This window comes from Polynucleobacter sp. VK25 (genome assembly GCF_018687355.1).
Lineage (GTDB): Bacteria > Pseudomonadota > Gammaproteobacteria > Burkholderiales > Burkholderiaceae > Polynucleobacter.
Genome location: NZ_CP061288.1, coordinates 1,722,208 through 1,746,467 on the forward strand (window position 1 = coordinate 1,722,208; position 24,260 = coordinate 1,746,467).

A 24,260-nucleotide genomic window follows, 5' to 3' on the forward strand; every position below is an offset into this window, starting at 1 on the left:
ACGTTTGGAATCCGAATTCGTATATTCGGATTACCCTGTAAGGCTTACCTTATTAATCAAAGCCCTCGTTAACCCGCAAATAATTTTTCTTCCATACATCAGACATAGACTCGTTTGCGTAATCCTTAAAGCATGGAGTGCCCAATGTGTAATGAATTAGCTTTGCATTAGGATTGTCTGGGTATTCAATTGCAAGCCAGTTCCATTCCGCATCCAGACCACCAATCAAATCATCGTTAAGCCAAGAAAATCGATGTAAGTAGGATCCAGGCTGACTTTGGACAAATTCTGGGGTGAGAACACTATTGTCTGGATGCCCACAATTCCACAAAATTAAGCTAGACCAATTTTTCCTTGGGTAATCTACATTTTTATTGCCTAGATATTTTTTAATAGCTTTAGTTTTGTATTCATGTCGCACTACTTGAACAGCCTTATTTTCATCTCGCAGCGCCCACAACTCAGCAATGTCAGCCTGGCACACCATGTCTCCATCTGCAAAGATTGCCCAGCCAGAAAAGTTCATCAAATAAGGCGTCAAAAATCTTGAATAAACAAACGTGTTACTACCATCCGTATGCACTTCTCTGTATTTGTCTAGTGTGTTTTCTGCCAGCGGAAGAAATTGAACGGGCATAGTAGCGCGGTCAATAATGGTTTGACAAAAAACATGGTACGCAACGGCTTCTCGCTGATCAAAGCCAACCACTAGGTTGATTTTATTTATAGATTTCATTTTTTAGTTTAGAAGCTATGTTGTTAATAGCGCCATTCCATTCGAAATTTTGGCCTTGAGAGTGCAAAGTGACACTTGGATACCAGCTACTAATTGCTTCTTCATGCCAATACCAAATTCGCCCAGCTGAGTATGGTACCAATAAAAAAGTTGTCTTACCCAGGGCCCCAGCCAAATGTGCGGTTACATTGCTGGTAGTAACTATAAGGTCGCATGCTTGAATAATGGAAAGCAATCCATCTATATTCTTAAATAAATCAATACCTTCAATACTTGTCAATTTAGTACCAAAATTCTTTTCTAAATTCTGGATTTCTTCCTGAGTATCGCCATACTGCAAATTTATAAATTCACAGCCCTCAGCTTGAAAAATCTCATTTAAGTCTGAAAGCAAGATACTTTTATTCTTTCCAATCTTTTCGTTATTACTTCTCCATGCCACACCGCACTTAAATTGTTTTTTAAGGCTAAATTTATTTTTGATATCCGTTGTTAACAAAGGATCATCCGCAAGATAAGGGACGCTTCGACCATCCATATCAGGATTTATTTTTAGAATGATGGGGAGGCTACCTAGTGGAATCTGCGCATCATATAAGCTGGCATCTAATGGCAATCTATTATCGACAAATTTAAATTCGGGAAAAGATCTAGATAAAATTGGCAATAATCTTGCATCGGTATAAAGCGTAATATTTTCTACTTTATTTTTAGCAATTCTTAGCAAAGATGCATAAAAAATAATATCGCCAACACCTTGCTCAGAAAAAATGAGTAGCCGCTTACTGTTGGATCCATTCCATAATGCCAAGCCCTCAATTGCCAACTTCAATTGAAAGTCTCTTGTCTTTAACCTCCAGTCGTAGTCCTCCCACCCAGCCCCATACTTCTTGAGAAATAAATTAAGCAAGGCCTTATTAGACCAAGCCTCAGCATAGTCAGGTCTTATAGCAAGGGCTTTATCGAAGTGAGTAATAGCCTCGTCATAGCGCTTAAGCTCAGACAAGGTCATCCCCTTATTGGACCAAGCCTCAGCATAGTCAGGTCTTATAGCAAGGGCTTTATCGAAGTGAGCCATTGCCTCGTCATAGCGCTTAAGCTCATTTAATACATTGCCTTTGTTCGACCAAGCCTCAGCATAGTCAGGCTTCAGGCTAAGAGCTTTATCGAAGTGGGCCATGGCCTCGTCATAGCGCTTAAGCTCATTTAATACATTGCCTTTGTTCGACCAAGCCTCAGCATAGTCAGGCTTCAGGCTAAGAGCTTTATCGAAGTGAGTAATAGCCTCGTCATAGCGCTTAAGCTCATTTAATACATTGCCTTTGTTCGACCAAGCTTCAGCATATTCAGGCTTCAGGCTAAGAGCTTTATCGAAGTGAGCCATTGCCTCGTCATAGCGCTTAAGCTCATTTAATACATTGCCTTTGTTCGACCAAGCTTCAGCATAGTCGGATCTTAAAGCAAGGGCTTTATCAAAAAAATTAGCGGAATTAGTGAACCGTCTAAATTCTTTTTCTATAAGGCCCAAGTTCAAATATGCCTCGCTATTACCGGCATCAATTGAAATCGCTTTTTCTGCAGCATCTTTGGCTTCAAAATATTTTTTTAACTTTAACTGTGTAGCTGATAAATTTGTCAATGTTGACGACCTATCAGGCATAAGCTCAAGTGATTTTTTGAACTGATATTCTGCTTGCGAAAATTCTTCGGCCTCTAAAAATTTGCAGCCCTCTAAAAAATATTCTTTTGCTACTTCAAATGTGCTCATAGCCCTTACTTTTGTCCGCAAAATCCAGCAAAAACCACCATAATGGTTTGTATATTGCCCCATTCTAATCCGCATCTATCTATGAAGATGCATTCAAAATCTATTTAGAAAGATCTAAAAAGGGGTATCTGAATGGAATCTTTATAAAAAACATTCCTGAGAGTGCGTCAGGGCGATTCAAATCTAAGACAAAAAAGGTTTTAACCTCAATATTATTTAAACCACCAGCGTTAAAACGAGCGCTCAACCCTGACAATGACGATCATGTCAGGCTTTCTGTCTGCCTTCTCAAGGTCTGCGGGTAATTCTTTTAACTTTTCACTCCAGTGTCCGACATAGCGAACCTCTTTAAAGGTCGCATTCAAATACTGTCTTAATGCGCTGGTAAATGAATCGCCGACTACCCAAACATACTTACTTGATAAAGGATTGGCATTGCTTACAACTACGGTAGAACCAAATGCTGTTTTTTGCTCATCCTTAATTTCTTTTTCGCTTAAGGCTGGTTGATTTTTCCAAACAACATCCCAGCTATCTCCAGGATGGAGTGGGAAGTTTTCTATCTTGTAAGTGCTAATCAGATCACCCTTGTAAAGGGCCCCCTGTCGAAATTCGACCTCTGGAATGGGCAAATTAAGACGCCTTGAGCATTCAGAATAGGTTAAGAAGGAGCCTTTATTGTTCCAGTGAGTATCGGTTCTCGGATAAAGAATGCCTTCCGAGTTTTTCAGTCGAAGCAAATCATCCGTCGGATCACATACAACTAGATGAGGGATCTTTTTTAGCTCATCCAAAAAGAAGCTGCTATATTTTTTTGTTGATGGCACCAAATCGTCTGGCAAATATTCAGGGTAAATGCTTGATTTATCCGGACCAACAATTAAAACAAGCTGGGTATTAAATTGTGCTGCTTTTTGAGCAATCTCAGAAAAAGCTTTGCTGGTAGCCTCTACCTCACCCTCAAATGGGATAACGGAAAGCTTAAGCTTAGCCATCGCATTGTCTGCAACGCCTAAAAATAACCAATCTTCTTTTCCTCTGTACCAGGGGACTCTATTGGTATTTACTTTATCGGCATTTCTAAAGCTTAAGCCATTACGAACATAAGTATTAAAGCCAATATAACCAACAATCGTCATCAGAGAGAGGAGAATTACAACACTAGCTTTAGTATTTTTTCCAAAGCGAATAGGACTCTCAACTAACTTGAATGTGACCCATGCAAGCAATACAGCAAGTAAACAAGCCCCGATTCTTATGCCAAGACTTGGGACCGCACCCTCAATAATCCTAGCAAACGACAGTAAAGGCCAATGCCATAAGTACAGCGGGAAACTGATTACCCCAAACCAAACTATCAATGGATTTGATAAAACCAAGCGATTGATGATGGCCTCAGAACCAGCGGCAATAATCAATACAGTACCCATCACCGGTATTAAAGCCCACCATCCTGGAAAACTTATATCCTTATTAATACTCCACAATCCATAGGCAAGCATACAAAACCCAATAATTGATAGGATATTTGACGACTTTAATGAAGCAAGAGAAGCGTCAATCTTCTTTTCAGCATTGCCGAGCCAAGCTCTTTTATATAAGGCTATCCACGCCAATAAGCTCCCACTTAATAACTCCCAGAAACGTGTTTGCGGAGAATAAAAAGTTGCAACTGCATCCTGATTAATGCCATACACATTAAGAGCAAAAGAGGCTAAAGCCATCATGATGGCAATGAAGAGAAGGTTGAACTTACATCTCCATGAAATCCATAGCAATATTGGCCACACAATATAAAACTGCTCTTCAATCCCCAAGCTCCATAAATGAAGTAATGGCTTGGTATCGGCCGCTGCATCAAAATAGCCAGCTTCATTCCACAAAACTAAATTAGATACAAACCCAGCGCCAGCAGCCATATGCTTACCCAACTGCATGTACTCATCAGCAATTAATACAAACCAGCCAAATACAAAGGAGGCGATCAGGACAAGAATGAGCGCTGGAAAAATACGTTTAATGCGACGCACATAAAACCCAGAGAAACTGAAAAGATTGTTGTCTAGACCATGAAAAATAATTGTGGAAATGAGATATCCAGAGATCACAAAAAAAATGTCGACCCCGATAAATCCACCCCTGACCATCTCCGGGAATGCATGAAAAGCCAGAACGGCAAGAACGGCTATAGCTCGTAATCCGTCAATATCAGGGCGATATTTAGGGTGAAATTGAGGGGGTACAAAAGTTTTGGGCATCTAGCGAGATTTTATCAACCCTTACGAGCTTCAAGTAACTAGCACCATCATTAAATAAATGACCGCCTTTGGGCGGTTTTTATTACACTAAACAAACTCCAAAATTAAGCCCCACCACCTTACGAGAGCTTGCTATGCCGAATTTCATTGGGAATCACCTAAATATTGTTAAATATGCGCCCTTCATATTTTTCATCTCCATCTTGATATTCTTATTGATAGGCTGGTCTTTTGGAAAATACCGTCTTCGCACCTCCAATCAGGTCATTGTTCGAGATTCCTTGGCATCCGCTATCTTTGGATTATCGGCACTGGTTCTTGGCTTTACATTCTCGGGGGCAAATGAGCATTTTGATCAACGCATTAGCCTCATGCGTGCCCAAGCCGATGCCATTACCCAAATTTACCAATCCAGCAAATACCTCGGTCCAAAAGATCAGATTGAGGTACGAAACTCTCTTAAAGAAATTCTGACAGATCGTCTTGAGATATATAAAGAGATCAATACATTCGCTGACCTCAATGCAAATATTGCTCGCCTAGGCAGTAAATTAAATGGGTTTAATGAATTAATGATGCTGAGTATTCCTCGCGCCCCAATTGGTAATAGAGAGTTAGCCGACAAGATCTTAAGACCTCAAACAGATCACCTCAATGAAGTTTTACGTGCTGGCATGTTGAATGCTAGACATCATCCCCCACCCATTCTTGAGCGCTTCTTATTTTCCTTGCTATCGATTGGCGCTCTTTTAAGCGGTTATGCCATGGCGGTTAAAAAAGAAGAAGATTGGTTTTTAACCGCTCTTTACCTGGGTCTGATGGGATTTGCGCTTTATGTGATCTTCGCTCTAGAGTTCCCTAATCAGCTATTTCCCTACGAATCTTTTAATGCAGACTTACTGCGAACGCAAACGCTTCTTCAATAAACTTTTAAAAGTCTATCTACGCTGGTAGCTATTGGATAAGTTGTCTTGCAGCACATAGGCAACACCGTTAGCTATCAAAGAGAGATCTTGATCGAGCACGCGGCTTCTATATGTCCAGCCAGCGGGTAGTTTCAATTGCTCGCTTAATACTGGTAGGTCTTTCATATTGAGCGAAGGATTCACAATTTGTGAATATGACTGCATTACATATACATCTCCCCCGGGAGAGGTAAGTTCGTAAACAGCACTACCGGCTCTGTAAATAAAATTAGTGGTGCGATTGATTTCATTTGGGGTGTACTTCTTGCTACCCATAAATTGCTTAAGCAAACTCAACCGTACTGTGGCTCGCAAATTCATCTCAATGCCGCCAAAAGATTCCTTCACATCATTTATCGTGCTACCAGCAGCCTGAATTTCATCCATCGTCCAATAGCGTGGTCCATTTAATAGAACGAATGAGGCGTCAAAAGTCTTGGTAATAGATTCCTTGTCCAAGATCTTCCACTGTGACTCGGGACAAAGATTAAGGCCTTGAGTATTAAATACCCTAACCTCCAGTTTGAGCCATTCACGCTTACCAACTAAAACCTCGCAATACCGCTGGTTACGCAGATTAGAGACGCTTTTTTGGAATACCGGCTGTGAGTCAGCTGATTGTGCAATTGAGACCCCTGAGACAAATAACGCACTCAATAAGATTGAATATATTGAGATGAATGAGATTGCTCGATTTTTACCAACCATTTGAATACCCATTCTGGAGCTAAAGTTGGCTCAAGCTTACTCCTATATATGAAAAACGCCTATGGACGCTTTTCTCTTGCGCTAAGATATGCCATAGAAGCATCGACAGAATGCTCCGTCAATTAATAGGTCGAGACAATATGCAATTTAAATCAGCGTTTATTAGTTTTTTCATTTCAATCTGCGCAATGTTTTGGGCAACATCAGCCAGCTCGCAAAGCAGCTATCCTAACCGAACCATTCAAATCATTATGCCGCTTCAAGCAGGCAGTGGCGTTGACATCTTGATGCGCCCAATTGCCCAAAAAATGGGTGAAAGCCTGGGTCAAGCAATCACAATCGAAAATATTCCAGGAGGCGCGGGATTAATTGGTGCAGCTAAGGTTGCACAAAGCCCTGCTGATGGTTATGTCTTGGGTGCTTTTAATGACAGCATCCTAACGATGTTACCTAATCTATATAAAAAGATTGATTACGATCCGATTCAAAGTTTTACTCCAATATCTGAAGTGGCGGCGATCACTTTTGTGCTGGTTGCCAACCCAACATTTCCTGGGAATACTGCAGCGGACCTCGTGCGCATTGCTAAAGAAAAGCCTGGCAAGATTGACTATGCCTCTGGGGGCAATGGTTCACCGCAACATATTGGCATGGAAATCTTCCGCCAATACACTGGCGCTCCAATCGTTCATATTCCTTATCGTGGAGCTGCCGCCGCAGTCACTGACGTCATGGCTGGCCAAGTACCAGTGATGATCAGCGCTTTATCGGTTGTACTCCCCCATATTCGCGCTGGAAAGCTAAAGGTATTAGGGGTGGCGAGCAAAACACGGTCTCCGCTGCTACCCAATGCTCCAACAATTAATGAGAGTGTAAAAGGTTATGAATTCTCAACCTGGGGCGCCCTACTGGCGCCTAAGGGTACTCCACCAGTGATTATTGAAAAACTAAATGAGTCTTTAGCAGCTGCGCTAAAAGATCCAAAACTACGTGAGCAACTCATCCAGCAAGGCTTTGAATTTGTCCCTCTTGGCCCAGATCATTTAAAAGAAATGATTGCGCAGGGATTGGTGAGGATGAAAAAAGTGATCAAGGATGGCGGCATACAGCCCGATTAATTCGAGAAGAGGGTCCAATAAAAAACGCCTGGTCTTTTGAACCAGGCGTTTTTGTTTCTACAGCAAACTAGCTGGAGAGGTGAGGCTATTACATCATGCCGCCCATTCCACCCATGCCACCCATGCCGCCCATATCAGGCATACCGCCAGCACCAGATTCATCTTTTGGCGCTTCGGAAATTGCACAATCAGTTGTCAACAACAGGCCAGCAACAGAAGCAGCATTTACTAATGCAGTTTTTGTTACCTTGGTTGGGTCGATAACGCCTTGTGCAACGAGGTCACCGTATTCACCAGTAGCCGCGTTGTAGCCGTTATTACCTGTACTTGCTTGTACTGCATTAACAACCACGCCAGCGTCTTCACCAGCATTGCTAACGATAGTACGCAACGGCTCTTGCATAGCGCGCAATACGATGCTGATACCAGCGTCTTGATCAGCGTTGTCGCCCTTCAAGCCCTTGATACCTTGCATTGCACGAATCAATGCTACGCCACCGCCAGGAACAATACCTTCTTCGACAGCTGCACGAGTTGCATGTAATGCGTCGTCAACACGAGCCTTCTTCTCTTTCATTTCTACTTCTGTAGCAGCACCAACACGAATCACTGCAACACCGCCAGCCAACTTGGCTACACGCTCTTGCAATTTCTCTTTGTCGTAGTCGCTAGTCGCTTCTTCGATCTGAACACGAATGTTCTTCACACGAGCTTCAATCGCTTTAGCATCGCCAGCACCGTCAATGATGATGGTATTTTCTTTGCCCACTTCGATACGCTTCGCTTGACCTAAGTGCTCAAGGGTTGTTTTCTCGAGTGTGAGGCCGATTTCTTCAGCGATTACTGTGCCGCCAGTCAAAATCGCGATGTCTTCCAACATGGCTTTACGACGGTCACCAAAACCAGGAGCCTTAACAGCACAAGTCTTGATGATTCCGCGGATGTTGTTCACAACCAAAGTTGCCAAGGCTTCGCCTTCAACATCTTCTGCAATGATCAACAATGGACGACCAGACTTCGCTACTTGCTCGAGTACTGGGAGCAGATCACGGATATTGGCAATCTTCTTGTCAAACAAGAGAACGTATGGGCTTTCCAATACGGCAACTTGTTTTTCTGGTTGATTGATAAAGTATGGAGAGAGGTAGCCACGGTCAAACTGCATACCTTCAACTACTTCAAGCTCATCTTCCAAAGACTTGCCATCTTCAACAGTGATAACACCTTCTTTACCCACTTTTTCCATTGCTTCTGCAATGCGCTGACCGATGCTGTGGTCGCTGTTTGCAGAAATAGAACCTACTTGAGCAATTTCTTTAGTAGTGGTGCAAGGCTTGCTGATTTTTGCGAGCTCTTCGATTGCAGCTGTAACAGCCTTGTCGATGCCACGCTTCAAGTCCATTGGGTTATGGCCTGAAACTACGTATTTCATACCTTCGCGAACGATAGACTGAGCCAACACAGTAGCGGTAGTTGTACCGTCGCCGGCGATGTCAGCAGTTTTGGAAGCAACTTCCTTAACCATCTGTGCACCCATGTTCTGGAGCTTGTCTTTGAGTTCGATTTCTTTTGCTACAGAAACACCGTCTTTAGTGATTGTTGGTCCACCGAATGAGCGCTCGATCACCACATTGCGACCCTTTGGTCCCAAAGTTGTTTTCACTGCATTAGCAAGAATGTTTACGCCTTCGACCATCTTGGTGCGGGCGCTATCTCCAAATACAACGTCTTTTGCTGCCATGATTAAATTCCTCTCTTAAATACCGAAATTACTTCTGTACAACAGCCATGATGTCGTCTTCACGCATCACGATGAGTTCTTCGCTGTCAACTTTTACTGTTTGACCTGCATATTTGCCAAACAACACGCGATCGCCAACTTTGACGTCAGGTGCGTTTAATTTGCCGCTGTCATCGCGCTTGCCTGGGCCTACTGCCAAAACTTCACCTTGATCAGGCTTTTCTGCAGCAGCGTCAGGAATGATGATTCCGGAAGCAGTTTTTGATTCTTGATCTAAACGCTTGATGATTACGCGATCATGTAAGGGACGCAAATTCATCTCTTCTCCTATGTTAGTAAGTGTTAACTATTTAAATAAACTATATAAATCAATGCTTTATAATCTCTTCACACGGAAGCTAAGGGTTATTTATCAAAAAATTACCGTTTTAGCACTCGCATGTAGGGAGTGCTGATTATATAGGTCTCATTCCTGGGATTTCAAGGGCAGATCACCATAAATTCTCTAAGGATTTAGCACCTTTTTATAATAGGGACAGGCTGGTAGGTCGATTCCTACAGATAAATCAGCCCAAAGCCCTTACCGCTCCAATCCGTCCTGCCTAGACTGGATAGTCACCGATTGGAGAATGCTGATGAGCCCGAAATCCCGGCTGTACACGCTTGTAAAGGCATGGAAGAACAAACCCTTCCAAGAAGTACGAGACGCCTGTGGCGACCCCTGGCTTGGCCTTAGTGGCCAGGCCCTTGAAGAACACCAATCCTGGTCCAAGCGACAAGCGATTAGTCATGAACCCATCTTTAATTGCAAGGGAACAAAACTGACAGGATCTTTATTTAGACCTTTATTGACTGCATCTGACATGCAACTTCTTCGCCTATTCATGGAGGGCCTAGACACAGTTGCCTATTGGTATCGCAGCGGACGCTTTATTTCCGGCATCTTGCCAGTGCCAGCACATGCCTTAGCTTCAAGTGGCTATGTCGATGCGATGAGCGAACTCATTTTGAATTCACGTCTACCGGTTGGCTTGGTAAGTATTGGCATGCAAACAATTCCTGAGTCAGACATTACCAATTCCTGTAAAGAAGGTTTACTACGCTTGCGACGACTGGGTGTCTTACTTCACTACCTATCATTTTCTGGAAGCGTTGCAGAGTTGCACTGGATCAAAGAGATGCAATTAGAAGGTGTGCATATTGATATGGCGCAGATTCGTGAACGTGAGCTGGCAGGCGATGTGCTGTCTCAATTGAGACAGTCACCTTATTCACCCACCCAAATTTATGCAAGCAATATTGGACTGGTCAAGGACTTGGAGAATGCCTCCACTTTAATTGCCGATCATTCTTATGGCGGCCTCATGATGTCGCCAGTAAGCCGCCATCAAATGCTTCAAATCAATGATAGCCGTATCGCTAAAGCCATTTTTTCGCTGCACCCTCATCCACACCCAAACCAAAACGGAGACAAGTAATGAGAAAACGCGTGATGTTGGTAGATGACCATCCAGCAATGCTGATGGCTCTTAAAAGTATGTTGCAAGACCAGTTGTTGTTTGAAATTGCAGGACAAGCTCAGAACGGCGAGGAGTGCCTCAGGTCCATGAAAGAGGTTAATCCTAATATGGTGATTCTGGATCTAGATATGCCCAAGACGGATGGCTTTGATGTCATCCGTCGTATCGGCTTAATGTATCCAGATGTTCGCATGTTAGTTCTCTCCAGCATGGATGAGGCAGTCTATGGCGGCAGAGTACGATCATTAGGCGGCCATGGCTTTGTCAATAAAACTGCTGGCGCGGATGTCATCCTGGCTGCCTGTGTTGCCATCTCCCAAGGTTACAACTTTTTCACTCACGGCAAAAATGGTAATAGCTCATTAAGTGATAACGATAAGCTCGCGTTAATTTCTGATCGTGAATTGCAGGTCATGAAATATCTAGGCAAAGGTAATACCAATCAACAGATATCAGACATGCTGCATATCAGCAATAAAACGGTGGCTACTTATAAGACTAGGGTCTTTGACAAGTTGGGGATTAACAATATTGCTGATCTCATCTTGTTCTGTCGTATGAATAACATTATCGAAAGCTAAGCAAGTATGCGTCGATCCATATACCGCATTGCTCTTACTCTTCTACTCAATGGAATGGTAGGTGGTACATATGCGAAAGCATTTAACCCAATCGAGCAAAAATGGATCGATGCCCATCCCGTAGTGCGTTTCAGTATTCACGAAAAGTATGCTCCATATTTAGAAGTCAATGAAAGAGGTGAATCTGGAATATTTCATGGCGTATTAAGCAAGTTGGGTGAATTTACCAAGCAAGAATTTTTACCAAAGTGGCGCAAGAGCGATCAGGAAGGACTACATCAACTTGCCACCGGGGAAGTCGACTTCATTATTGATCCACCAACTCTAGATGATGAATATCTGAAGTTTGGATCTCTATCGGAGGCAATCTTTTGGGGTCACGACGCCATTCTGACAAAGCGCTCAAATAACGATAAGCCAATTGAACCGATCAATATTGCCTACTTCGATCGTGGCTTCGAAAATCCACCAATACCAAGCCATCCCCAAGCCAAGGTCTCTAGCTATACAGAAAAGTTGATTTTTGATCTCCTCAAGAATGATATTCAAGCGCTTGTCTTACCGCATCGCCTAGCGCAGCAATTGATTCGGGGATTCAATGAAGATAAGCTACAGCTTGATGGGTTTTACAACAGGGAGCCATTTGAATATCGTTGGCTGATTGCTCATCAAGATGAAGCTTTGCATGGTGTACTAGGGCACTTTCTAAATAAATTAGACCCAATTGCATCACGTCAACTTTTTAGCTTGAGCCCTTCGACACTTGAAGCAGTTTCTCCTGCTCGATCAAGCTCTATACCCTGGCTCTTTACTTTGGGAGCCCTACTACTGGGAGCCTATTCGCTTTGGCGCATGCATCAAACACAATCACTTCAGAAACAAGAGACAGACATTCTGATTGCTTCAAAAGAGCAGGCTGAAAAAGCGAATGAAGCCAAGTCTTCTTTCTTGGCAACTATGAGCCATGAGATCCGAACGCCCATGAATGCGATCTTGGGTGTACAAGAGTTATTGTTGAGCAGCCCCCTGCCTGCAAATGAAAAAGTGTTGCTTAAAAGTGCCCACTCATCAGCAGAATCTCTTTTAGGCATCTTGAATCAGGTTTTAGATCTCTCGAAAATAGAAGCAGGTAAGCTCACACTTAATATTGAGCCCTGCAATCTCAATGCCTTGATTGATGACATCGACTCGGCATTCTCAACGGTTGCTCATAGACAGAATCTCAAACTTCATACTTCTAAAGATCCCCGTATTGCAGAAGTCTTATTACTAGATTCATTACGTCTACGACAAATACTGCAGAATCTGATTAGCAACGCTATTAAATTCACGGAATATGGCGAGATCTATTTTTCTATTAGTGTGCTGGCAGATGACCATGCGGGACAACTCATTGAATTCAGGGTCATTGATACCGGCGTTGGCATGGGATCAGACGAGATTGCAATTGCACTTCAAGCCTTTGAGCAAATACCAGGCAATACCGAACAAGCCAACGGAACTGGCCTTGGTTTAACAATCACAAACCACCTAGTTACCTCCATGAATAGCCAGCTCTACTTTGAGAGCGCTCCCGGGTTTGGTAGCAACATTCATTTTTGTGTGGCATTCCCACGCACAAGCATTGCAGCAAGAAGAAGCTCTACGCTAGAACATCCGAATACCTTAAGAAAGCTAGTATCTAAGCAAGCCTTAGATATTGGGCGATCCTTACAAGCCCTAGTGGTAGAAGATCACCCAGCGAGCCGTCAAATTATTTCTCTCCAGCTTCAAGCCTTAGGTGTTGAAGCATCGGTTTGCGACAATGCTAATACTGCGCTAAAGCTCTTTAACCAGAAGCACTTTGATCTTCTGCTAACAGATCAATCCATTCCTGGAATGCAGGGCTCGGAACTTGCTAGGCACTTACGAAACAACGGCCATCGGGATTTGATCATCATTGGCATTACTGCCGATATCTATGCTCTAGACTCAAGACAGCAATTCTTAGAGGCTGGTATGAATGGGGTTCTGATTAAGCCATTAAGTCTCATGACGTTAGAGAATGAACTCTCTCGATATTTCCAAATCAAGGAATCCACCGATTCAGCGGAGCCGATGAATCTCGAAGAGGAGTATTCATTCGATGCTTTTGAAAGCCTGCTTAGGCAAAGTCCAGAATACATTCTGGTGATCTTGGACGAAATTAAAAAGGTTCACGATGAAGCTCTTGTGGCCATCAAAGACAATATGTGTAATGAAGAAGACTTTAATAGCCTGGTCCACAAGGTTAAAGGTGGTGCACAACTTTTGAGTGCCCATTCATTTGTGCAGGCATGCGAGGCTTTAGAGCAAGAGGGCAATCTGAACGGCCGAATATGCGCCTTTACTCAATTGCTTAAGGATCAAAATCAAATAATTCTTAGGTATCAATTGCGATATTCACATCTTTAGCCCTAGGTGTAGTACATCCCGCATTAATGTGGGTTTATCCTATGGGGAATGCGCCATTTCTTTTTTTGTTCCCGAGCTTTTGTAGTAGCCAGCTTATGGCTTGCTAGCTCTTTAGCGCTTGCCAGTGAAGTTCCAGCCCTAGCCATTCCAAAACCCGTAGCAACAAGCCTAGAGCGCAATCAAATCCCCCTCGATACGGTAAGCATTTCAGTGGTGGAGATCGAGCCTGGTCGCCCCGGAAAGAATGTTGCCAAGAAAGTTTTAGATTGGCGTAGTGATGATCCAATGAACCCCGCTTCAACAATGAAGCTATTAACTACACTTTCGGGCTTAGATATTTTGGGTCCGCAATATCGTTGGCGCACTAATGTCTATACGGATGGTGTGATTCGTCAGGGTGTACTGAAGGGTAATTTGTATTTACAAGGTACTGGTGATCCAAAGCTCATCCCTGAAGAGCTTATGAAGATGATGAAAGATCTTCAAGGCTTAGGTATCCAGAAGATTGATGGAAATCTATTCTTTGATCGCAGCGCTTATGCTCCCATCGTCATGGAACACAACACCATTGATGGCGAATCTCTACGCGCCTATAACGTTCCGCCAGATCCGCTGCTCTATGCCTTTAGGACACTATCGTTTCAGCTGGGGAAGTCGCGCACCGCTGACTTTATCGATATCAGCTACACCCCACCTCTTTCTCAGTTGAAGGTTTCAAACCAAATGCAATTAGTTGATAGCTCATGCGATAACTGGAAGAGTGGTATTCGTTTTAATCTGAATCCAGAAGGCGTAAGCAATACTGATCAACCTTTGACTGCACAGTTCTCTGGTGCATTCCCAAGCGCCTGTAAGGGTGTGAACTTTAATGTTGTCGCCCTTGATGCCAATACCTTTTTAACCCAAGGCTTTGCTGCTGCCTGGGAATTGGCCGGTGGTACATGGGCACAGCCTCCAGTCGGCAAAAATGGCGTTGTGCCGCTAGCAGCAAGACTGCTACTCCAGTTTGAGGGCATTGCCTTAGCAGATGATGTTTTGGATATTAATAAATACTCCAACAACGTCATGGCACGCCAGGTTCTGTTGACTTTAGCCTTAGAGAAAATGGGTAAACCCGCAACCACTGCTAATGGCGAACTTGTTATTCAGAGTTGGCTCAAACAAAATGGCTTGGACTTTCAGGGGCTGGTTATTGAAAATGGCTCTGGTCTGTCTCGCAACGAAGCCATCTCCGCAAGTCAAATGAACCAACTCTTGCTGGCTGCTCGCAATCTACCAGTGGGTGATGTGTTTTATAGCAGCTTGCCGATTGCGGGCACTGACGGCACAATGCGCAATCGCTTGATGAGTCAATTACGCAAGTTTTTGCATCTCAAGAAAAAACCTGAGGCCAGAATTAAGACGGGCTCTCTCGCAGATGTGCGAGCAATCTCAGGTTATGTTTTAAGTAAATCCGGAAAGATGTATGCCGTGACTTCATTCATCAACCACCCCAATGCCTGGAGAGGTTTAGAGGCGCATGATCAGTTGTTATCGTGGCTACTTGAAGATGGGCCAGAACCGAAGCATGCGCGCTGAAGACGGTCTCTCACGCCGTCCCACTCCTCGCCTGCTGGCGGCTCAGGAAACAAAATCAAATCCCAACCCTGCTGATCTAAATCGCGCAAGGAACGATATAGCTTGCTCGCAAATGTAGTTGGGTCACTAGACATAATTACCTCCTCAACATCTGTTGAAGGGTGATCTTCTAAAACCAAAGAAGACTCAGAATCCCATACCGCTACAGCAACACGAGACTTAATATCTGGGTACTCACTCAAGGCATCCAAGACTCGTCCTGGTGCATATAGGCGCAATGGGGTAGTTGGTGCGTAATGCGCTTTCAGACTTCCAGACACCTTGGGAAGATCATTCACCGCTTGGTCATTGATTAACTCTCCAGGCTGATACACCTTCACGCCAGTCTTGGCAAAGATCTCGCTTGGAGTAATTGCTCCAGGCCTGAGGAGCACTGCCTTATCCCCGGAAGATAAATCAATGATGGTGGACTCGATACCTACTTCACAGTCGCCGCCATCTAAGACCATTAAATCCAATATACCCTCGAATTCATCACGAACATCAGATGCACTCGTAGGAGACACTTTGCCAAAGCGATTTGCTGAAGGCGCTACAACACCGCCTTTAAATTTACGTAATAACTCTTGGGCAATGGGATGCGAAGGTGCGCGAATCGCTACGGTATCTTGGCCACCCGTCAAATCCGGTAAAACACTTTTGTCCTTCTTGAAGACCAGTGTTAATGGTCCTGGCCAAAATGCATTAATCAGTTTTAACGCTTCTTCAGACAAATCTCTTGCCCAAGGGGCCAATAGCGCAACCCAATCAATTTGAGCTTGATCAAACTTATCTGGCGCGGCTAGATGAACAATGAGAGGGTGATTCGAAGGTCGGCCCTTGGTGGCAAATATTTTCTTAATCGCCTCAGGATTTTTAGCATCCGCGCCCAAGCCATATACCGTCTCGGTGGGGAATGCGACTAAACCGCCATCGCGCAAGGTTTGTACCGCTTCATTAATCACTGCAGAGGATTGCAGTAGCGTACTATCGCTAGCCATTCTAGGGCTCGATCCCTAATTCTGTAGCAACAGCCGCGCAGTTTTGACGCGCTTCGTTGAGGGCTTCGCCAAGGCAATTGATATGGCCCATTTTTCTACCGATACGGGGCTCAGACTTGCCGTACAAATGCAGCTTCGCATCAGGATGGGCGAGCACCTTATTCCAAGCAGGCTCTTTTGGCTGATCTTCACGACCTTCAAACCAAAGATCACCTAATATATTGAGCATGGATACCGGCGCTAGCTGACGGGTATCACCCAAAGGCAAGCGCGCCATAGCTCTTACCTGCTGCTCAAACTGGCTGCTCACACAAGCATCCATGGTGTAGTGACCAGAGTTATGCGGACGTGGCGCGATTTCATTAGCGACGATATCGCCATTCTTGAGTACAAAAAACTCAACGCAAAGTACGCCGACGTAATCAATCTTACGAATCAGCGCCTTAGCTGCATCAGTAATTTTTTTCTCTTGAGCAGGCTTCAATGAAGGAGCTGGCACCGTTGAGGTATGCAAAATACCATCACGATGGATATTTTGCGAGACTGGGTAAGCCACAACCGCGTCATCATATCCGCGCACAACCAGAGCAGACACTTCGAAATCCAATTCCATGCGCTTTTCAAGTACGCAAGGCACGCGCCCGAATTCATTCCAGGCAGTAGTTAAATCTTCTGCGTTATAAACAGTTGCCTGACCTTTACCGTCATAGCCCATACGAGCAGTTTTTAAGATTCCAGGAAAGAGATCTGTTGGTGTATTCGCAATATCAGCCTCATACTCAATCACAAAGTTCGGTGCTGGGCCAATATTGGTTTCTGATTTCCAGGTAGCTAAGAAATTTTTCTCAGCAATACGATTTTGGGCAAGGGAAACGCAACTACTGCGCGGCGCCACAAATACACCCAATGATTCCAGCTCATCTAAGGCTTGTGCTGGAACGTTTTCAAATTCAGTACTTACTGAAGCGCATAGTGCCGCCATCTCTTTGAGCGCAGCAGAGTCAGTGTAGTCGGCTTGGATAAATTTTTCGGCAATAGAGCCGGCAGGACTATCTGAACCGGGGTCCAGTACACAAACCTTGTAACCCATCGCTTGAGCGGCCTGAGTAAACATCCGCCCCAATTGACCGCCACCTAAAATTCCTAAATACGAACCCGGCAAAATGGGTTCCATACGATCTGCCATGTAATTAATATCCCGGCAAATTCATCGAACGCGCGGTATCGGACTGCTTCGCACGGAAATCTTCTAGGCGCTTAGCCAAATCAGCATCGTGCAAAGCCAAACCAGCAATCACATGTAAAGCTGCATTAGCCGCACCCGCCTCACCAATCGCAAAGGTTGCAACCGGAATACCTTTTGGCATTTGCACAATAGAGTAAAGAGAATCTTCGCCACGCAAATATTTACTGGCTACCGGCACACCATAAACAGGAACAATCGTTTTTGAAGCTAGCATGCCTGGTAAGTGTGCCGCACCACCTGCACCGGCAATGATGGCTTGCAAGCCATTAGCTTGGGCTTTTTCAGCATACTGAAACATATCGTCTGGCATGCGGTGAGCGGAGAGGACTTTCGCTTCATGAGCAATACCGAATTGCTCGAGCATTTGCGCGGCGTGCTGCATGGTGTCCCAATCTGAATTGGACCCCATCACTATTCCGACGATTGGCTTCTTGCTCATTTACCTCTCCACATGCCTTATATTTATTCAGGACTCTATTATCCCCGACTTAAGAAGTCTGAGTAAGCCGGGTAAGAGCTTCACGATACTTTTGGGCAGTCTTTTCGATCACATCTGCAGGCAATTGCGGTGCAGGAGCTGTTTTGGGCCATAGCTTGCCTTCAACCATGGCTGTTTCCAGCCAATCACGTACAAATTGCTTGTCGTAGGACGGCGGATTTGACCCAACGTAATAGGTTTCGGCAGGCCAGAAACGTGAAGAATCGGCAGTCAGGATCTCATCCATCAACACCAATTGGCCATTAGCATCTAAACCAAACTCAAACTTGGTATCAGCAATGATGATGCCGCGAGTAGCAGCATATTCGGAAGCCTCTTTGTACAAACGAATACTCACTTCACGAATTTGATTGGCTAACTGATCGCCAATCATCTCGATCACTTTTTCAAATGAGATGTTTTCATCATGCTCGCCGACTTCAGCCTTAGCTGCTGGAGTAAAAATCGGCTCAGGCAATTTCTGGGCGTTTTCTAAACCTTCGGGTAAAGCAATACCACATACCTTGCCGGTTTCTTTGTAATCTTTCCAACCGCTACCAGCTAAATAGCCACGCACTACCGCTTCAACCAAGATTGGCTTTAAACGCTTAGCGACAACAGCACGACCTTGAACTTGAGCTACCTCATCAGCAGCAACAACAGTAGCCGGATCAATCCCTGTCAAATGATTTGGAATAACAGAAGCCAATTTATCAAACCAAAAATTAGCCATTTGATTAAGGACTACGCCTTTCTCGGGGATAGGCTCGCCCATCACCACATCAAATGCGGAGAGGCGGTCTGTCGTAATCATGAGCAACTTATCGTCATCCAATGCATAGACATCGCGGACCTTACCTTTAGACAATAAAGGCAATGACTTAATGGAGGTAGCGTACAGAGCTGGCATATTTAATTCACTTCACAATTTGAGTTAATTTGCCGCTCTTATAAAGCTCGGCCATCTTCTCTAAAGGAATCGGCTTAATTTTGGAGGCTTGTCCAGCAGAACCAAAAGCCTGGAAACGCGCAATGCAAACCTTCTTAGCAGCTTCACGAGCTGGCTTCAAATAGTCGCGTGGATCAAACTTGGATGGATTTTCAATAAAGTAACGACGGATTGCGCCAGTCATTGCCAAACGGATATCGGTATCGATATTGATCTTACGTACGCCATTCTTGATGCCCTCTTGGATCTCCTCAACAGGAACACCGTATGTCTCTTTCATATCACCGCCGAATTCACGGATCTCAGCAAGCAATTCTTGAGGAACGCTCGAAGAGCCATGCATTACCAAATGCGTGTTTGGAATGCGCGCATGAATTTCTCTAATGCGATCGATTGCCAAAATATCGCCGGTTGGCTTTTTGGTGAACTTGTATGCACCATGGCTAGTACCAATCGCAATAGCTAAAGCATCGCACTGGGTCGCCTTCACAAAATCAGCTGCTTGTTCCACATCAGTCAGCAACTGTTCACGGGTCATCTTACCGTCGGCACCATGACCATCTTCTTTATCGCCTTGCATCGTTTCTAAAGATCCCAGAACGCCCAATTCAGCCTCAACAGTAACCCCAATAGAGTGGGAGAACTTCACTACTTCTTTAGATACGTCGACGTTGTATTCATAACTAGCAACACTCTTGCCATCAGCCTCTAATGAACCGTCCATCATCACGCTAGTAAAGCCGCTCTTGATAGCAGCCATACATACGGCTGGGCTTTGACCATGGTCTTGGTGCATCACTACAGGAATATGCGGGTATGCCTCAACTGCAGCAGAAATCAAATGGCGCAAGAATGCTTCACCAGCATATTTACGTGCACCAGCCGAAGCCTGCATGATGACTGGGGAGTCGGCTTCGTTCGCCGCTTCCATAATCGCTGTCACCTGCTCTAAGTTGTTGACGTTAAATGCTGGCAGGCCGTAGCCATTCTCAGCAGCATGATCCAAGAGTTGTCTTAAAGATACTAAAGCCATGATGTTCTCTTAATAAATAGTAATGAGGTTAAAAATAAATCCGTTACGGAACTGTTTTGAATCTGTTTTAAGCGTGTGTTACTTCACATGAATAATTTTGAGGGTATTGGTTCCGCCAGGCTCACCCATAGGCTCGCCAGAAGTCAGCACAACAGTGTCACCTTTTTTGACGGCGCCTACTTTTTTCAAGCATGCCTCTACTTCTTGTAATGCAGTATCGCGGTCTTTGGTGTAATCCAAGCCGATTGGTGTGACATTGCGATAGGTGCTTAAAGCACGCTGTGTTGCAATTTTCGATGTCAAGGCAAAGATTGGTACGTGAATGTTGTGACGACTCATCCAAATCGCGGTAGACCCTGAATCAGTTAAGGCTGCAATAGCATCCGCATTCAAGTGATGTGCTGTAAACAAGGCACCCAAGGCAATTGTTTGATCGATACGTGTAAAAGTCTGATCCAAAAAGTCGGTATCGAGTTTTACGCGATCTGACTTTTCTGCTTCAACACAAATCTCCGCCATCGCTTTAATGGTTTGCACTGGATACATACCTGCAGCAGATTCAGCGGACAACATTACTGCATCCGTACCATCCAACACCGCGTTAGCAACGTCGCTCACTTCGGCGCGGGTGGGTACTGGAGCATTAATCATGGACTCCATCATTTGCGTAGCAGTGATCGTAAATTTATCCGCTTCACGTGCCCAAGAGATCATGCGTTTTTGTAATGCGGGTACTGCAGCATTGCCAACCTCAATAGCAAGGTCGCCACGAGCAACCATAATGCCGTCGCTCTCAGCAATAATGCTTTTGAGCGCCTCAGGCTCAATTGCTTCTGCACGCTCCACCTTAGCAATCGTTCTGACTTTGCCAACACCATATTTAGCGCTCGCAGCATCCGCCAATGTACGGGCATAAGCCATATCAGCACCGTCTTTTGGAAAGCTGATCGCCAAGAAATCAACCCCCATCGCAATCGCTGCGTCTAAATCTGCAATATCTTTCTCTGTCAACGCTGGAGCAGTTAAGCCACCGCCAGCGCGATTAATGCCTTTGTTATTAGAAAGTGGGCCGCCCTGCTCAACGACGGTAAAAATCTCTCCACCTTTAACGCTCTCGACCGTCAGAACTACTAACCCATCATTTAATAAAAGGCGATCGCCCGGCTTTACGTCGCCTGGCAACTCTTTGTAATCAAGGCCGACTTTAGTTTGGTCGCCGAGCTCACAAGCCACATCTAGAGTGAACTTGTCGCCTTCTTTTAGAAGAATTTTGCTATCTGCAAATTTACCTACACGAATTTTTGGGCCCTGCAAGTCAGCCATGATGCCGACTTCTTTACCAGCTTCGGCAGAGATAGAGCGTACTAAATCGTGGCGTGCTTTATGGTCAGCAACAGTGCCGTGCGAGAAGTTCATTCGAACCACATCCACACCAGCACGAATCATGTCACGCAACACCTCGGGCTTTTCGGAAGCAGGCCCTAAGGTTGCAATGATCTTGGTTGCTCTCAACATATTTAGTCTTTCGCTCTTTCAGCAAGTACTGCAAAGGCTGGCAAGGTTTTACCTTCTAAGAATTCTAAAAAAGCGCCACCACCAGTAGAGATGTAATCCACTTGGTTCTCAATACCGTACTTTGCGATTGCTGCCAATGTATCTCCGCCACCAGCTATCGAAAATGCAGGAGAGTGTGCAATTGCAGCGGCTAACATTTTGGTGCCACCACCAAATTGATCGATTTCAAATACGCCTAACGGGCCATTCCACACAATCGTGCCAGCGTGAGCCAGCATGGTAGATAAACGCGCAGCGGTCTTTGGACCAATGTCCAAAATCATGTCGTCTTCCGCTACTTGATCTGATGGAACCCTGTTTGCACGGGCCAATGGAGATAATTCATTTGCAACGACTACATCTTCCGGAATCGGAACATGAGCACCGCGCTTCTCCATGATTTCCATAATTTCTCTAGCCTCATCAACCAAATCAGGTTCAGCAAGTGATTTACCAATTGGCAACCCTTTGGCCAGCATAAAAGTATTTGCAATACCACCGCCAACGATGAGCTCATCCACCTTCTCGGATAAGGCTTTCAAAATAGTGAGCTTTGAAGAAACTTTTGAGCCAGCAACAATTGCCACTAATGGGCGTTTTGGACTTGCTAATGCACGACTTAGTGCATCTAATTCAGCGGCCATCAAAGGACCAGCACATGCTACTGGCGCAAACTTCGCCACACCATGGGTTGTCGCCTCTGCACGATGCGCAGTTCCAAATGCATCATTGACATAAACATCACATAAGGCAGCAATCTTTTTTGCTAGCTCGTCGTTATTCTTTTTCTCGCCCACATTCAAGCGACAGTTTTCTAGCAACACGAGCTCGCCTGGATTTACTTCAAAACCCCCGTCTACCCAATCACTAATTAATGGAACTTTACGATTGAGCAAACTGGCGATGCGATCAGCTACTGGAGCCAAACTATCCTCTGGTTTAAATTCCCCCTCCGTTGGACGACCCAAATGAGAAGTCACCATTACAGCGGCCCCAGCATCCAGACACATCTGCATCGCTGGCATGGATGCCCGGATACGAGTGTCTTCTGTAATGTTTCCGGCTTCGTCTTGAGGAACGTTCAGGTCAGCACGGATTAAAACCCGTTTACCCTTTAATTGACCTGATTGGGCTAATTCACTTAAACGCTTAACTTTAAATAAGGATTCCGGCATGAGTTTTGGTAAATAAGTGGTTTATAGGGAATGTTCCATTCTAAATGCTCTGGCCCATCTACCCCCGAGGATCCAAGCCGACAGACTTGTCTGCCTGCTCTACAATAGGCACTTAAATGCATTCTGGGCAGAGAGGGCTAAACCTATCAGCCCAGTGCCCGGAAAAAACCGCTTTTATAGATACTTAACAGACACAAAAGGTAGAGAAAATGTCGATGTCCGACCGCGATGGCTTTATTTGGACTGATGGGAAGCTAATTCCTTGGCGCGAGGCCAATGTTCACGTGTTAACACACAGCCTACACTACGGAATGGGCGTTTTTGAAGGTATTCGCGCCTATAAAACCCCCCAGGGAACAGCCATTTTCCGCCTCCCAGAGCACGTAAAACGCCTTTTTAACGGTACCAAGATCTTCCAAATGAACATGCCGTTCAGCTCAGAAGAGATTACCAAGGGCATTATTGACGTGGTTAATAGCAATAAGCTCGAAGCCTGCTATATCCGCCCAATTATCTTTATTGGCTCCCAAAAGCTGGGAATCTCTCCTAAGGGCAACAGTATCCATACCTCTATCGCGGCCTGGGAATGGGGTGCTTATTTGGGTGAAGATGGTCTAAATAAGGGTATTCGGGTCAAAACTTCCTCATTTACACGTCATTTTGTCAATTCTTCACTAGTTCGAGCTAAGGCCTCTGGTTACTACATCAACTCCATTTTGGCCAACCAAGAAGTGACTGCCAATGGATATGACGAGGCTTTATTGCTTGATACCGAGGGCTATGTTTCAGAAGGCTCCGGCGAAAACCTCTTTATGGTTCGCAACGGAATTGTGTACACACCAGATTTAGCCTCTTGCTTAGACGGAATCACGCGTGACTCCGTCATGCAGATTGCCAAAGATCTCGGATATGAAGTTCGCGAAAAACGTTTAACCCGCGATGAAGTTTATTCAGCTGATGAAGCTTTCTTCACCGGTACTGCTGCTGAAGTTACTCCAATTCGTGAATTAGATGACCGTACTATTGGTGACGGTAAGCGTGGCCCAATCACTGAAAAAATTCAGAAGACGTATTTTGATGCAGTGTATGGCAGAGATGACAAATACAAATCTTGGCTCACTTACGTAAAGTGATACGTTAAGTAATCTCAGTAATTAGGAAACAGCACATGACTCAAGCTCAAGTGGTAATGGTGGATGGCAAAGATTTACCTCTACATTGCCCCACCAATAAAACTCCAGCATGGAATTCGCATCCACGCGTTTTTCTAGATATCACTAAAACCGGCGAAGCCAAGTGTCCTTACTGTGGCGCAGAGTACAAACTCATTCCCGGCACTGAACCACACGGTCACTAAGCCTTATCAGCGCCTCCCTGCG

The 24,260-nt window shown here is 44.7% G+C and carries 21 protein-coding genes; 8 read left to right on the forward strand and 13 right to left on the reverse strand.

The window, feature by feature from the left end; translation table 11 throughout:
- Positions 1-52: 52 nt before the first annotated feature.
- The 3 genes from AOC21_RS08645 to AOC21_RS08655 all read right to left on the reverse strand — a co-directional run bounded on the left by AOC21_RS08645 (position 53) and on the right by AOC21_RS08655 (position 4,762).
- On the reverse strand, positions 53-736 hold the full coding sequence (locus AOC21_RS08645; RefSeq protein ID WP_215391588.1) for a glycosyltransferase: 684 nt from the start codon (positions 734-736) through the stop codon (positions 53-55).
- Positions 720-2,504, reverse strand: a complete 1,785-nt coding sequence (locus tag AOC21_RS08650) for a tetratricopeptide repeat protein (protein ID WP_215391589.1) — start codon at positions 2,502-2,504, stop codon at positions 720-722. Before AOC21_RS08650 ends, AOC21_RS08645 begins: the two co-directional genes overlap by 17 nt.
- Before the next feature lie 230 nt (positions 2,505-2,734).
- On the reverse strand, positions 2,735-4,762 hold the full coding sequence (locus AOC21_RS08655) for an acyltransferase family protein (protein ID WP_215391590.1): 2,028 nt from the start codon (positions 4,760-4,762) through the stop codon (positions 2,735-2,737).
- 134 nt (positions 4,763-4,896) lie between these two features.
- Here AOC21_RS08655 and AOC21_RS08660 point away from each other — a divergent pair, with 134 nt between their 5' ends.
- Positions 4,897-5,688: a hypothetical protein gene (locus tag AOC21_RS08660; protein WP_215391591.1), complete on the forward strand. Its 792-nt coding sequence runs from the start codon at positions 4,897-4,899 to the stop codon at positions 5,686-5,688.
- Between the two features lie 12 nt (positions 5,689-5,700).
- On the opposite strand, the gene AOC21_RS08665 is transcribed toward AOC21_RS08660, so the two are convergent.
- Entirely contained in the window at positions 5,701-6,447 is a 747-nt protein-coding gene (locus AOC21_RS08665) for a hypothetical protein (RefSeq protein WP_215391592.1), read from the reverse strand.
- 98 nt (positions 6,448-6,545) lie between these two features.
- Here AOC21_RS08665 and AOC21_RS08670 point away from each other — a divergent pair, with 98 nt between their 5' ends.
- Positions 6,546-7,553 (forward strand): tripartite tricarboxylate transporter substrate binding protein, encoded by a 1,008-nt coding sequence (locus AOC21_RS08670; RefSeq protein ID WP_215391593.1) that lies wholly within the window; start codon positions 6,546-6,548, stop codon positions 7,551-7,553.
- Between the two features lie 88 nt (positions 7,554-7,641).
- On the opposite strand, the gene groL is transcribed toward AOC21_RS08670, so the two are convergent.
- Both groL and AOC21_RS08680 read right to left on the reverse strand, forming a co-directional pair.
- On the reverse strand, positions 7,642-9,294 hold the full coding sequence (gene groL, locus AOC21_RS08675; protein WP_215360191.1) for a chaperonin GroEL: 1,653 nt from the start codon (positions 9,292-9,294) through the stop codon (positions 7,642-7,644).
- A 28-nt stretch (positions 9,295-9,322) separates the two neighbouring features.
- Positions 9,323-9,613, reverse strand: coding sequence for a co-chaperone GroES (locus tag AOC21_RS08680; protein ID WP_072582790.1), 291 nt, complete (start codon positions 9,611-9,613; stop codon positions 9,323-9,325).
- Positions 9,614-9,929: 316 nt separating this feature from the next.
- Here AOC21_RS08680 and AOC21_RS08685 point away from each other — a divergent pair, with 316 nt between their 5' ends.
- From AOC21_RS08685 to dacB, 4 genes are read left to right on the forward strand one after another with little or no spacing between them, the layout of a single operon-like run.
- Positions 9,930-10,772: a diguanylate phosphodiesterase gene (locus tag AOC21_RS08685; RefSeq protein WP_215391594.1), complete on the forward strand. Its 843-nt coding sequence runs from the start codon at positions 9,930-9,932 to the stop codon at positions 10,770-10,772.
- Positions 10,772-11,395, forward strand: coding sequence for a response regulator transcription factor (locus tag AOC21_RS08690; protein ID WP_215347694.1), 624 nt, complete (start codon positions 10,772-10,774; stop codon positions 11,393-11,395). The genes AOC21_RS08685 and AOC21_RS08690 overlap by 1 nt, the downstream gene beginning before the upstream one ends.
- Positions 11,396-11,401: 6 nt before the next feature.
- On the forward strand, positions 11,402-13,828 hold the full coding sequence (locus tag AOC21_RS08695; protein WP_215391595.1) for a response regulator: 2,427 nt from the start codon (positions 11,402-11,404) through the stop codon (positions 13,826-13,828).
- A 48-nt stretch (positions 13,829-13,876) separates the two neighbouring features.
- Complete coding sequence (dacB, locus tag AOC21_RS08700; protein WP_215391596.1) at positions 13,877-15,406, forward strand: D-alanyl-D-alanine carboxypeptidase/D-alanyl-D-alanine-endopeptidase; 1,530 nt, start codon at positions 13,877-13,879, stop codon at positions 15,404-15,406.
- Here dacB and AOC21_RS08705 read toward each other — a convergent pair.
- The 7 genes from AOC21_RS08705 to AOC21_RS08735 form a co-directional block, all read right to left on the reverse strand.
- Positions 15,352-16,446, reverse strand: coding sequence for an L-threonylcarbamoyladenylate synthase (locus AOC21_RS08705; protein WP_215391597.1), 1,095 nt, complete (start codon positions 16,444-16,446; stop codon positions 15,352-15,354). The genes dacB and AOC21_RS08705 overlap by 55 nt on opposite strands.
- Position 16,447: 1 nt before the next feature.
- Positions 16,448-17,632, reverse strand: a complete 1,185-nt coding sequence (locus AOC21_RS08710; RefSeq protein ID WP_215391598.1) for a 5-(carboxyamino)imidazole ribonucleotide synthase — start codon at positions 17,630-17,632, stop codon at positions 16,448-16,450.
- 4 nt (positions 17,633-17,636) lie between these two features.
- Positions 17,637-18,131, reverse strand: coding sequence for a 5-(carboxyamino)imidazole ribonucleotide mutase (gene purE / locus AOC21_RS08715; protein ID WP_215391599.1), 495 nt, complete (start codon positions 18,129-18,131; stop codon positions 17,637-17,639).
- A gap of 49 nt (positions 18,132-18,180) precedes the next feature.
- Positions 18,181-19,080, reverse strand: coding sequence for a phosphoribosylaminoimidazolesuccinocarboxamide synthase (locus AOC21_RS08720; protein ID WP_215391600.1), 900 nt, complete (start codon positions 19,078-19,080; stop codon positions 18,181-18,183).
- Between the two features lie 7 nt (positions 19,081-19,087).
- A complete protein-coding gene (gene fba / locus AOC21_RS08725) occupies positions 19,088-20,152 on the reverse strand; it encodes a class II fructose-bisphosphate aldolase (RefSeq protein ID WP_215391601.1) in 1,065 nt (354 codons plus the stop codon).
- 78 nt (positions 20,153-20,230) lie between these two features.
- Positions 20,231-21,667, reverse strand: coding sequence for a pyruvate kinase (pyk, locus tag AOC21_RS08730; RefSeq protein WP_215391602.1), 1,437 nt, complete (start codon positions 21,665-21,667; stop codon positions 20,231-20,233).
- 2 nt (positions 21,668-21,669) lie between these two features.
- Positions 21,670-22,881, reverse strand: coding sequence for a phosphoglycerate kinase (locus tag AOC21_RS08735; protein WP_215391603.1), 1,212 nt, complete (start codon positions 22,879-22,881; stop codon positions 21,670-21,672).
- A 209-nt stretch (positions 22,882-23,090) separates the two neighbouring features.
- Between AOC21_RS08735 and AOC21_RS08740 the strand changes: the two genes are divergently transcribed.
- Together AOC21_RS08740 and AOC21_RS08745 are read left to right on the forward strand one after the other, a co-directional pair.
- A complete protein-coding gene (locus tag AOC21_RS08740) occupies positions 23,091-24,014 on the forward strand; it encodes a branched-chain amino acid transaminase (RefSeq protein WP_215391604.1) in 924 nt (307 codons plus the stop codon).
- A 35-nt stretch (positions 24,015-24,049) separates the two neighbouring features.
- A complete protein-coding gene (locus tag AOC21_RS08745) occupies positions 24,050-24,238 on the forward strand; it encodes a zinc-finger domain-containing protein (RefSeq protein WP_215360214.1) in 189 nt (62 codons plus the stop codon).
- Positions 24,239-24,260: the final 22 nt, after the last annotated feature.